General features: G+C 37.5%; 11 protein-coding genes. 3 read left to right on the forward strand and 8 right to left on the reverse strand.

Annotation, left to right across the window (positions count from 1 at the left end; genetic code table 11):
• Positions 1-52: 52 nt before the first annotated feature.
• The 6 genes from BLW93_RS08085 to BLW93_RS08110 form a co-directional block, all read right to left on the reverse strand.
• Positions 53-238: a hypothetical protein gene (locus BLW93_RS08085; protein WP_076713574.1), complete on the reverse strand. Its 186-nt coding sequence runs from the start codon at positions 236-238 to the stop codon at positions 53-55.
• 19 nt (positions 239-257) lie between these two features.
• Positions 258-2,834, reverse strand: a complete 2,577-nt coding sequence (locus BLW93_RS08090) for a BamA/OMP85 family outer membrane protein (protein ID WP_076713575.1) — start codon at positions 2,832-2,834, stop codon at positions 258-260.
• The gene (locus tag BLW93_RS08095; RefSeq protein ID WP_076713576.1) at positions 2,831-3,763 is read right to left on the reverse strand and encodes a radical SAM protein; all 933 of its coding nucleotides are present in this window, start codon (positions 3,761-3,763) and stop codon (positions 2,831-2,833) included. Before BLW93_RS08095 ends, BLW93_RS08090 begins: the two co-directional genes overlap by 4 nt.
• Positions 3,764-3,776: 13 nt before the next feature.
• Positions 3,777-4,679: a hypothetical protein gene (locus BLW93_RS08100; RefSeq protein ID WP_076713577.1), complete on the reverse strand. Its 903-nt coding sequence runs from the start codon at positions 4,677-4,679 to the stop codon at positions 3,777-3,779.
• Positions 4,618-6,759, reverse strand: coding sequence for an urea transporter (locus BLW93_RS08105; RefSeq protein ID WP_076713578.1), 2,142 nt, complete (start codon positions 6,757-6,759; stop codon positions 4,618-4,620). The genes BLW93_RS08100 and BLW93_RS08105 overlap by 62 nt, the downstream gene beginning before the upstream one ends.
• A gap of 110 nt (positions 6,760-6,869) precedes the next feature.
• Positions 6,870-7,157 (reverse strand): hypothetical protein, encoded by a 288-nt coding sequence (locus BLW93_RS08110; RefSeq protein WP_076713579.1) that lies wholly within the window; start codon positions 7,155-7,157, stop codon positions 6,870-6,872.
• Positions 7,158-7,284: 127 nt separating this feature from the next.
• Between BLW93_RS08110 and sdhA the strand changes: the two genes are divergently transcribed.
• From sdhA to BLW93_RS08125, 3 genes are read left to right on the forward strand one after another with little or no spacing between them, the layout of a single operon-like run.
• On the forward strand, positions 7,285-8,985 hold the full coding sequence (sdhA, locus tag BLW93_RS08115) for a succinate dehydrogenase flavoprotein subunit (RefSeq protein WP_076713580.1): 1,701 nt from the start codon (positions 7,285-7,287) through the stop codon (positions 8,983-8,985).
• Entirely contained in the window at positions 8,985-9,953 is a 969-nt protein-coding gene (locus BLW93_RS08120; protein WP_076713581.1) for a succinate dehydrogenase/fumarate reductase iron-sulfur subunit, read from the forward strand. Before sdhA ends, BLW93_RS08120 begins: the two co-directional genes overlap by 1 nt.
• A complete protein-coding gene (locus tag BLW93_RS08125) occupies positions 9,953-10,813 on the forward strand; it encodes a CoB--CoM heterodisulfide reductase iron-sulfur subunit B family protein (RefSeq protein WP_076713582.1) in 861 nt (286 codons plus the stop codon). The genes BLW93_RS08120 and BLW93_RS08125 overlap by 1 nt, the downstream gene beginning before the upstream one ends.
• 18 nt (positions 10,814-10,831) lie before the next feature.
• On the opposite strand, the gene BLW93_RS08130 is transcribed toward BLW93_RS08125, so the two are convergent.
• A complete protein-coding gene (locus BLW93_RS08130; protein ID WP_076713583.1) occupies positions 10,832-11,344 on the reverse strand; it encodes a C-GCAxxG-C-C family protein in 513 nt (170 codons plus the stop codon).
• 2 nt (positions 11,345-11,346) lie between these two features.
• On the reverse strand, positions 11,347-12,074 hold a 728-nt coding region (locus BLW93_RS08135; protein WP_076713584.1), incomplete at its 5' end, for a sulfite exporter TauE/SafE family protein.

The following is a 12,074-nucleotide window of genomic DNA, read 5'->3' on the forward strand; positions in this document are numbered from 1 at the left end:
GAGGCTAAGGAAGAACTTCAGGATATGTTCTCCAGGAGGTACTCCTAATGGTTTACACAAAATTATTGACACAACCCTCTATCAAGCCTACAATAACACCACTTGTTATCTCTTTTAACCTCAAAACATCTATAAGATATCCGGGAACGATAGGTGCTATCATTTCACTGCTCATATCGTTAAGCAGGCTAACCAAACCGAGAAGAATAACATTCCTTTTTATTGTTCTTTTTTCCATATCTCCTCATCTCCTCTTATCAGAAAGGAAAGCCGAAAGATATATGGAATCTTCCCCTCCCCTGTCCGTCAACAGGTTTTAATTTATATCCGTAATCAATCCTCAACGGACCAACTGGCGTTAAGTAGCGAAACCCCAATCCCAAAGATGAATACCATCCATTAAACGTAAAATCAGAAACATCGGGAAAGACATCCCCCGAATCGCAGAAAATGGCAATCTGTAATTCTTTAAATATCATGTATCTCAATTCTATGCTTGCCAGAGAATAAAAATTACCTCCTACATAATTTCCGAAACTATCAACAGGAGAAATCGTTCCGTATTTATAACCTCTAATACTTTCAGCACCTCCCAGGTAAAACCTATCCTGAATGGGAACACCACTTCCAAAAGGTTTTATATAACCGACTCCAGCTCTAAAAGCAACAACAAATTTTCTTTTTATGTTTTTCAACTTAAGCACTTTAATCTCAGAAAGGAAGTAATCTGCATCACCGCCCAAAAATCCTCCTGTATACGAAAGTTTTAAATAAAATCTGTAACCTCTGGTGGGATTTGAAAAACTGTCTCTTTTATCATAGTCTGTAATTATAAACAGCGTCCTCTTATAAAATTTCGTCCTTCCTGAAGCAATATCGTCAACTATCTCCTTCGAAATCTCTGTTCCATAACTCTGTTTCAATGCCTTTCCCTGTTTCCTGCTTATCTCAAAACGGGTAATATAACGTTCAACGTTAAAACTTTCAAAAATTTCAGTTTTCCGGATTAAACTTAAATAACCTCTATTCCTTGGAGAAAAAATACCCGATTTACCTATCCTCAAAAAGATATTCGAACCTTCCGTTTTTCTGTATTCTCCTGAAAGAAAAACGGAAAAAGCTCTACCAAAAGGAGAACTGCTTCTGGCACTTCCTTTAACGGTAACTCCTGCATCGGTGCAGTAACCAATAAAACCTTTAACCATAAGAGCGGGAGATTCTTTTAAAACAAAAACCGGGTTAACCGTTTTAACTGACTTTATTTCTTTTAAATCAACCATAGAGAAAATTCTGGTATCGGAGAGAATAGAATACTGCTCTATTATCTTTCTTCTGTTATAAAAGCTTCCCGGCTTCACGACTCTAACAGGTTCAAGAGAAGAAAGACGAGTCCTGGTTAAACCTGTAAAAAGAGAAAAACCTACATGATAATGTTGCCCTTTATCCACACGCACACGTAGATAGAGTAATACTTTATTTCCCTTACTAATTTTCTTTTTTTCCAAATCAACTCTTACATCAAGATAGCCGTTATCTCTGTAATAATCAGCAACGTCTGATTTCAGTTTTTCCTCAAATTCCAACGAGTAGGGAAAGGGAAATCGTCTATTTAATTTAAACGGAACACCGGACAATCCTGATACAAGAAATTGCTTACCAGGCTTTACAAAAAATTCAAGTTTTGAATTGACAAATTTTTCAGAAAGTGTGCCATTTAAATACCCGTTTTCTTTTAAAATATACAATATTAAATCTTTCACATCATTTATTTTTTTCTGAGAATAAACCTCTCCTTCCAGATCAGACGCTACATCCATTATATTGTTGTAAACTTTTCTATCTATTTCCCGGGAACACTTAACTTCAACGACCTTAATTTTAACAAATGTCCCCTCTCTTATGTGAAAGATCACTAAAACCTTATTTTTCGAAAGGCTTTTTAGATTGACATTAACTTCAGCATAAGGAAAACCGCTATTTTTATAAAGATTAATTATATTCTTCTTACTCTGTTCTACCTCAAATTCGTCAAAAGTTCTATCCCTCTTAAAAGTCAAAACAGCCAGTATTTTATCGGTAGATATGCGATGATTGCCTGCAATTTTTATTTTATACTGCTTACCCGGTTTAACTTTTACAATAAGTTCCACACTTTTTTTCTTATCATCTTCCCCGTAAACCCTCGTATCGGTAACAATCTCAAAGTTGTAATACCCGAGAGAAACAAAATGTTCCTCTATCTGCTTCAACTTTTTAAACAGATATGTTCTTTTTAAACGCCTTCCAACAACAGATTTTAACTGTGATTCAACAAAATTTTTAATACCCATATCATCACAAATTATCTTTATTTTTCCTATTTGATGCGGTAAGCCGTGCTGGATACGAAAAATTACAACATAACCTGTAGATGTAAGTTTCGTGGTAACATCAACATCAGCATCTCTAAATCCTATATCCTGTAGCTTAAACCTTAATAACAACCTGGCATTTTCAATAAAAGAAGGAGAAAACTTCTGTCCTGTAAGGAAATTTTTTATTGTTTGAGCATTTTTCAAAAGTTCAGAAGGTAAATTCTCAAATACCACATCTTTAATTATCAAATTTTTTTCTATCAATATTTTTCCGTTATACCATCTTCCCTCAAATCCTAAAACGCTTAACAACTTGGGTATTGTCTGAGAACAATCATCTATTTTACAAACCAATGACGCTTCACTTTGAAGCTCTTCTTTTAAATACTCGGGAAAAGGCACGCTGGAAACAACCTGAACTTCCGCATGCACTACAGGGGAAAAAAGAATAAAAAACAACAGAAGCAAAAACTGCTTCATAAATTCTCCTTACCTTTTAAATACTTCCTGTCTCCATAAATTACATATTCGACTCTTCCTTCTTTCAGAAGAGAATCAAGGGCAACCTTAACTTCTCCTTCAAGCAATCCTAAAGCATCAGCAATCTCGTCCACGGGACAGGGCCTCCTCTTCACAAGCTCCAAAATCTCATTTTTTATATCTTTCACGGGCATTTTTTTTCTTTCAGCAGAAGATTTCCCTATTATTTCTGTTTCAGGATAACCAACAAGCATTTTTATCCTTTCTAGCTCCTCTACTGATAATCCTACAATATCATAAGCAGGAGGCCTGACAACCGTATTTATCTGCCACCTCTCAGGTTTTATCTCAAAAATAAAGTCACCTATTGCTTTTACTTCCGCATCAGAATCATTTATTCCTTTAACAAATAAGGTCTCAAGCCATATCTTAGCGTTCGTCTCTTCTCTTAACCTTCTAATACCAGTTTTAATAAGTTCTACCGTCAATTCAGGAAATGGACGGTTAATCTTTCTAAAAGTTTCTTTAAAAGCAGCGTCAAAGGAAGGAAGAACGACATCAATATCACTAATCTCACCAATAACATCGTCTCTAAAAAGAAGGGAACTATTTGTAAGAAGTGCAACCGGAATTTGAGGAAACTCTGACTTTAAAAACTTAACAACTTTTCCCAATCCAGAATTAAGAGTTGGCTCTCCAAAACCGCTAAACGTAACATAATCAACTGGTGGTCTTTTAGAAAGAAAAGATTTTAACTCACCTATAACCTCATCGACAGGAATATATTCTTTCCTATCAATTGTCTTAAGTGTCGTTTTCCCGACCTCACAGTAAAGACAATCCATACTGCAAACCTTATAGGGCACAAGATCAACACCTAAAGAAAGGCCTAATCTTCTTGAAAAAACAGGGCCGAAAATATATTTCATAATCGTGGCTCCCTTACCATTTATATCCCAGTGAAACGGTAACTACAGTCTGAGTTACATCATTTCCCGTTTCAAGATCCTCAAATTTATTAATAGAAATTGTGGCACCTAACCTGTAATTTTTTGTAAAGTAATATCCCCCTTCAACAGATACTCCACTTTCATATTTTTCCGTAAGATTGTAAACAACAAATCCACTGTTTTTCACGGCAAAAACCTGTTCTCCCTTCCATACGGAAAAGCCCAAATCTGTCTTTCCTCTATAAAAGTTTAAAAACACCTCTGTAGAATAGAAATTTTTATCATTAACACCTATTTCATCTGGTTTATTTAAAGTTATGTAATAGAACTTAGCTCCACCATAAAATGTCCCGAAAGTGGTGTAATAATACTTCCCAAAGTGGGGAGACAATTGAATAACTTGAAGATCAATAGTTTCAGGATAATAAGAAACGGCAAACTCCACACCTGAATTCCAGTTATAAGGCTTAAAATAAGTTCCATCAAAATAGAAAACAATACCGTTGTTAGTTAAATTATCATTTGTAATTATATAGTGCAAACCGAAAGTAAATGTATGGTTTTTAAGTAGCTCATTAGTTACAGAACCTTCAACAGTAACATCAAGTTGGTTTAAAAAGTCTATTCCAGCATTAGAGATACCGTATCTTTTAAAAGTCGCACTTGAAGTATAGTTATCGGAATACTTAATAGAAGTTAAAGAAAGACCGAAAGAATAAGTTCTCGTTAAATTTCCTGTTGAATAATACCCTGTTAAAGAAGGTCCTCCTATTTTGCTTCCGCTGCTGTAATCTATATAAGTGCCGTAGATTGCAGAATAATCAGCCCGGGCACTACCTGTCAATACTGTAATTATTCCCATCAATATCAAAGTTGCTGATAAAAATCTTCTCATCTCTGATCCTCCTCAAAACAATTCTATTCCCTTTCATATCTACCCTAACGGAATCAAAACCTATTCTTTCATGAAGAATTGTCTCTGTTAATATCTCTAAATTCATAAACTTTACTTTTCCTGCAAAAGACGAAGTATCTATCACCCTATAAGTTCCTTTTATTTCATAAAAATTATGATTAAAAGAGGCAAGAAATCTAAAAAATGCTTTCGTGAATCTTTTTCCAACAAGTTCTATCGGAAGATAATCTTTCCAGACTAAACCTTTCTCAAAATAGAGTGGCACCTTGGGAGAAGCAAGGAAAATATATTTAAGGTAAGAACTATCACTTCCCTCAAAATTGTAACAGTAAAATGTGCCATGACTGATACCGAAATAGAGTTTAGCCTTACCGTCAGTCATATAAAATGTTCCATCTGGAGCCATTTTCACAACTGCCTGGAAAATACCAGTTTTCTTTCCATTTTCAAACACTTCAAACCTAAAAACCATATCTATCAACATATTTAAACGGTCATGCAAACTTTTATCGGGATAAACCGGCCTTACCCTATCATTATCTTCAGGAACACCATTGTCAACGAACACATTACCTTTCTTAATAAAAGGAGCAAAACTAAAAGGAACTGTCGGAGCACCTATCTCAGGTAAAAGCTGAACATGTATATGAATATGAGGCTGTGGAGAATAACCAGAATTCCCGCACAATCCCAGAAATTTCCCTTTTTCCACCCAATCTCCCGGTTTCACTTTAATAGAATCCTTACTCAGATGACCTATAACAACATAAAAGCCCCTTTCATCAAGTATTTGAATAAAATTCCCCAGATTATTTTCCTTATCGGCTTTTCCTGGAGGATTATCCGGAAGATTAGAAACAACCTTTACAACCCTTCCTCTGACAGGCGATAAAACAGGTTTCTGAAAAGCATAATAATCAGAAAGTAAAGAACCGTCACCAGAAAAAGTTTTTCCCTCTTCATCGGTAATTACAAAATCAACCGCATACTGCCAGACACCTTTATGGGTCCACTTACCATGAAACGATTGCCAAACCGTCCATTCACCGGTAAAAGGCAAGGAAATTTCTCTTCCCCAAAAAGGAAAACGCTTAATAACAGTCAAAAAATAATCAAGAGTTTTTTCCGGCGTTCCACGGTAAAACTTTGTCAAAGTTTCATACCCTACAAGTCCAAGAGTATAAACCATTAAAAGCGTAACTGTATTAAAAGGCAATGCAAACACAGGAATACCAAAATGTTGCCAGAACGTTTTAGTTGATTCTACAACCGGAACAGCTATCAAAGATGCCACAAGAGCCATAAAATAACTTTTAGGTGAAGGGATCAGAAAAACACCACCTACAGCCATAGCAATAAGAATATAATTAAAAGCAGAAATATCGCTGAACGCTTTTTCAAAAGAACCTGTCATAAGAGCTGTAACCAGAGTTGCACCGAAATATCCTATAATTGCAAGGAACGCCAGTATTCTTGAGTAGAGAAATAACGCCAGAAAAATTATCACACCGGCAAGCGTATAGGGAGAAAAAAGAATAGTTCCAATAGAGTCAAAAAAACCTTTAAAAAACACAGGCAAGGAAAAATCCCAGCTGGGATAATGGGGATAAAGGCTGGTAACAAACAAATTGGAATAACGTAAAGAAGCAAGATAAACAATAAAGCTCCCTATAACAAACGGGATACTCAATACAGGAAGCTTAAAATAGTAAGAAAAAATGGAAGAGAGAGAATATGTTATTAAAAAAGTAAGTATACCCAAACTTACCAAAAATATGAGAGTTAAGGGACCTAGCTTAAAAAGATAACCAATAGCCAGACCGACAAGCAAAGGATTATAAATGTAGAAATCAAGTCCCAAAAAAGTTTCCTTCAAGCCTAAGAGCCGTGCAAAAAGATAAGCTGAAAGAACACATAAAAAACCTGCAAATCCCATATTAAAATTAATGATAGAAACCAAAAAAAGAACAGCGCCAAAGACCGGATCGGAAATAAAAAAAATACCTGCATAACTATTTAGAAAGGCACGAAAAAATTTCTTTATTCTACTGCTATCCATCAGCAAAATCCGCACGATTTAATGATAGAAGAATTATAGAACAGTTTAGAAAATAAAGGGAGGGAAAAGTTTAGATTAAAGGAATCGGTAGAGGGAAAATCCCCCTACCATTACCATCTACACCAGCCGGGACCTCTTCCCCAACCTCTTCCTCTACCTCTTCTAAAACCGCCTCTGAATCTAAATCCCCAACCAGCACCAGCACCTCTTCTTCTCCACCAGCCCGGTGCTACATCTTCCAATCTTTCCTCTCTACCTTCTTCTGTCCTTGTACCAACTCTTACAATATTCTCACTTCCACATGAAGGACAGCTAAGCATCCATCTTGGTTTACCAAAAGGAGCTTCAAACTCTTTACCGCAGTCAAGGCATTTAAAAACTCTAACCGGCGTATTCATATTAGCACCTCCTAACTTTATTTGTTAAAAAAAATAAATCTTCTCGACGCAATTTTCAAGATAGAATGTAAAGAATTTTGATAGAATTAGGTTGAATTTATATTCATGCCCTTAAACAGGAGGAGAAATGTTACAACTTGACGTTGCAATAATAGGTGCAGGCGGTGCAGGTTTATATGCCGCACTTTCGGCTATTAAAAAAAATCCCTCTTTAAGGGTTGGCGTTATTACAAAAGTATTCCCCACCCGTTCCCATACAGGAGCGGCGCAGGGAGGTGTTAACGCAGCCCTCTCAAACGTTGCAGAAGATTCACCTGAAAAGCATACTTACGATACTATAAAAGGAAGTGATTTCCTTGCAGATCAGGACGCAGTGGAACTGATGTGTCACATAGCTCCGAAAATAATCAGAGAAATGGAACACATGGGATTACCATTTTCAAGGCTCGAAAATGGAAAAATCGCACAGAGACCTTTCGGTGGTGCATCTTTCCCGAGAACCTGCTACGCGGCAGACAAGACAGGTCATGTAATGCTTCAAACCCTTTATGAACAATGCATAAGAAGAAATGTCAAATTCTTTAACGAATGGTTTGTTACCGCTCTTGTCCATGATGAACAGAAAGTATGTGGCCTTATTGCTATAGATATGAAATCTGGGAAAATAGAAGTAATAAGGGCAAAAGCAGTTATTCTCGCCACAGGCGGCCACGCAAGAATTTACTGGAGAAGAACATCAAACGCTCTCGGATGCACAGGAGACGGAACAGCAATAGCCCTAAAAGCCGGCGTCCCTCTAAAAGATATGGAATTCGTTCAGTTTCACCCAACAGGATTAAGAAGAACAGGAATTCTCGTCACCGAAGGTGCAAGGGGCGAAGGTGGATACCTTATAAACAAAGACGGTGAAAGGTTCATGAAAAGATACGCACCGGAAAAAATGGAACTTGCACCGAGAGATCTCGTATCAAGAGCCATAGAAACAGAAATAGCAGAAGGGAGAGGATTCAGAGATAACGAAGGAAACGAATTTGTCTACCTTGACTTAAGACATCTGGGGAAGAAAAAGATAATGGAAAGACTTCCACAGATAAGGGAATTAGCTATTGATTTTGAAGGAATAGATCCGATAGAAGAACCTATTCCCATAAGGCCTACTGCCCACTACTGTATGGGCGGAGTCGATACCGACATAGACGGCAAAACAATAATAGACGGGCTTTTTGCCGCCGGTGAATGTGCCTGCGTATCAGTTCACGGTGCCAACAGACTTGGCGGAAACTCCCTCCTTGACATAGTGGTATTCGGAAAAATAACAGGCGAGTTAGCTTCTGAATATGCAACTTCATCCCAACTTTCTGAATTTCCAATCTCTGCATTAAAAGATGAAAGACAAAAAATAGAAAGCCTCTTTGAAAAGGACGGAAAAGAGAAACTCGCCGACCTGAGAAACAAGCTAAGTGACATTCTAACCTACGGAGCAGGAATATTCAGAGAAGAAGGCAGACTTAAAGAAGCTCTTGATAAAGTAAAAGAGATCAAAGAAAGAGCGCAGCATCTAAAAGTTGAAGACCTTTCTTACACGTTCAATACCAACCTCCAACAAACACTTGAATTTTTAAACATGGTTGAACTTGCAGAAGTAACCGTAATGACAGCACTTGAAAGGAGAGAAAGTAGAGGTGCCCATTACAGAGTCGACTACCCTAAAAGAGATGATAAAAATTTCCTCAAACATTCAATAGTTACACTTGAAAACGGAGAATACAAACTATCATACAAACCTGTAAACATAACCAAGTATAAACCTGAAGAGAGGAAATACTAATGGCTGAGGCAAAAAAGGTAATCCTTAGAATAAGCAGGTTCAACCCTGAATTTGACGAGAAACCTCACTTTCAGGATTTTGAGATAGAAATCCCAAAAGGAATGACCGTTCTCGAAGCCCTATACTTTATAAAAGAAAACATAGACCCAACACTCACATTCAGAGGATTCTGCAGAAGTGCTATCTGTGGATCATGTTCAGTAAAAGTCAACGGACACCCCAAACTTGCATGCAAGACTCAGATCTGGCAGGAAATAGAAAGATTTGGAACAAACATCCTTAAAATAGAACCTTTAGGAAATATGAAAGTTATTAGAGATCTGGCTGTTGATTTTTCTGAAGCAGAAGAAAAGTTAAAAAAGGTAAAACCTTATCTTATTCCCGATCCTGAAGTAATCCCGGATACAAATGACGAAGAATCTATCGTTTATCCAGAAGAGATGGAAAAATTCGATAAATTCACAGACTGTATACTTTGCGGCACCTGCTATTCAATGTGCCCTGCCGTAATGTTCATTGACGATTATGCAGGTCCTTTCCAGTTTGGAAGAATTTTCAGGTTCGCAGAAGATCCAAGAGATGGACTTAAAAAAGAACGTTCAAAAATAGCATACGCGTTTGAGCTATGGAAGTGTATTAGATGTGAAAGATGTGCAGACATCTGCCCCAAACACATTCATCCGGTAGAAGCCGTAACCCACCTGAGAGCCATGTCAATTGAAAAAGGATTAACACTAAATCCCGGTGCAAGGCATGCCATAGCATTTTACAAAAGCGTAACATCAACAGGCATGTTGAACGAAGCCATCCTTCCAATTATGTCAAAAGGTATAAAAGGCGTTTTAGAAAACATGCCGGTGGCACTCTCTTTCTTACTTAAAGGAAAGATGCCGCCACCAATAGTAAAACCTATAGAAGACATTGAAGGCTTTAAAAAGGTCGTTTCTCTCTCTGCGGAGGTTGAATAATGAAAAAGTATGCTTTCTATCCAGGATGCGCCCCAAAAGGTGCAGCAATCGAATCTTATATATCAGCAAAGACAGTAATGGATAAATTAGGAATAGATTACACCGAACCTGTATCTTTCAGTTGTTGCGGAGCCGGGAACGTTGAAGAAGTGAAACCTTATGTTGCACTCGGTATAAACGCAAGGAATCTTGCAATAGCAGAAAAAGAGGAACGAGATATCATAACCATCTGTAGCACCTGCTACTTAGAACTAAAAAAAGCTAAAAAGCAACTTACAGAAAACGAAAGATTAAAAGAAGAGATGAACGAAATCCTCTCCGAAACAGGCTTAAGATATGAAGGAAAAGTTGAGGTTAAACTCCTTCACCAGGTAATACTGGACGAATATGAAGAAAAGATATCCTCCATGGTAACAAATAAGCTCAAAAACCTGAAAGTGTATCCTTTCTATGGATGTCACACCATACGCCCAAGGGACATAATAGGTTACGACGATCCGGAAAATCCTTCCTCCCTCGAAAGATTAATCAAACTCCTCGGTGCAACCCCTGTTTCAGGAGCACGCAGGATCTTATGCTGCGGGTTTCACGCTTCATTTTCAGCCTCAGAAATAGCCATGAAACTAACGGGGCTCAACTTAAAAGAAGCCCACGACATGGATGCCGACTGTGTAATAACACCCTGTCCTTTATGTCATCTGAACATGGATGCCAATCAGAAAAAGGCACTGAATACAATAAAAAGCCAATTTATAATGCCTGTTCTTCACGTTCAGCAGTTAATCGGACTAGCGATAGGCCTTTCTCCAGAAGAGGTGGCCCTTCAGAAAAACGTTATTCCGGCACTTTACATAGTTTAAAGGGGGAAACACCCCCTTTTACTTCTGTGACTTTAAAAATTCATTCATCAATTCCACAGCCTTATACGCCGCCGTATAAGTAATTGATTTACAGAAAACGACTCTCTTTTCATCATCAAATCCAGCGTGCTCTTTTTTAATTAATCTAAAAACCATTCCACCACACGTAAGGCCAGGAAGGGAAACCTTTACAGGATTTACATCATAAGGTGCAAAGGCCGGCTGCATTTCAGAAAGGAAAAACTTTAAAAGCTCATCAACAAGCGGTTTAACCTTTGAATCGTCTCCTTCAAGAACTGTACTTATTGCGGCACAAGCACCGTTCACTGCACCACACGTCCCATCCCATGCATATATCCCGGCTTTACCGTAAGACATAATGTAAGAAGGAATACTCTTATAAGGCTCACCAACTTTCCCCGCGAGCGTTTCAATAATAGCTTTAAAAACGCTCTCCGCACACTTTAATTTTGGAAAATAGTTAAACGCCTTTAACGCAACCTCTGCAGGTTCCAATTCCACATACCTCATAATCACCTCCCTAAGGTTTTTATAACAATATTTAAGGCAACCAATAGAAGAACAATCGAAAATATCCTTCGAAGTTTCTCGGGATGGCTATTATGCATAACCTTTACACCCATTTTAATCCCAACAAATATAAAAGGTATCATAAAAATCAGCGCCGGAAGATAAACATCCCCCAAGAAAAAGGGTAACTTTGTATATTTCCAGCCATAAACAATGTAGTTTAACGTTGAAAAGAGAGAGTTAAAGAAAACAACACCTGTATTTGTAGCCATAGCCTCTTTAATAGGTATTCTAGCAAAAGAATGAAGTAACGGTGTTATAAGAGCTCCACCACCAACGCCAAGCATGGAAGCTATAAATCCGGCAAAAAAACCTATAATAGCAATAACTTTAGCCGAAGGCAGAGAGGAAATTATTTCCTCACCGTTCCCATTCTTTTTCAAAAGCATTTTAAAGGACATAAAAATAAAAAAGAAAGCAAAGAGAATTTTCGTTACATGATGAGGAAGAAAAACAGTCGTCATAGCACTTCCAGCAAAAACACCGGGAATTGCACCAGCAACTAGAGCAAAAAAGATTTCCCTCCTAAAAAATTTTTCCTTTATGTGATGATAAGCTGAAGTTGATAAAGTTGTCATACACGCAAGAGATGTGGTTGTGTCAATAATTTTGTGTAAACCATTAGGAGTACCTCCTGGAGAACATATCCTGAAGTTCTTCCTTAGCCTCA

It is taken from the genome of Desulfurobacterium indicum (assembly GCF_001968985.1).
In the GTDB taxonomy this organism is placed as follows: Bacteria; Aquificota; Aquificia; order Desulfurobacteriales; family Desulfurobacteriaceae; genus Desulfurobacterium_A; species Desulfurobacterium_A indicum.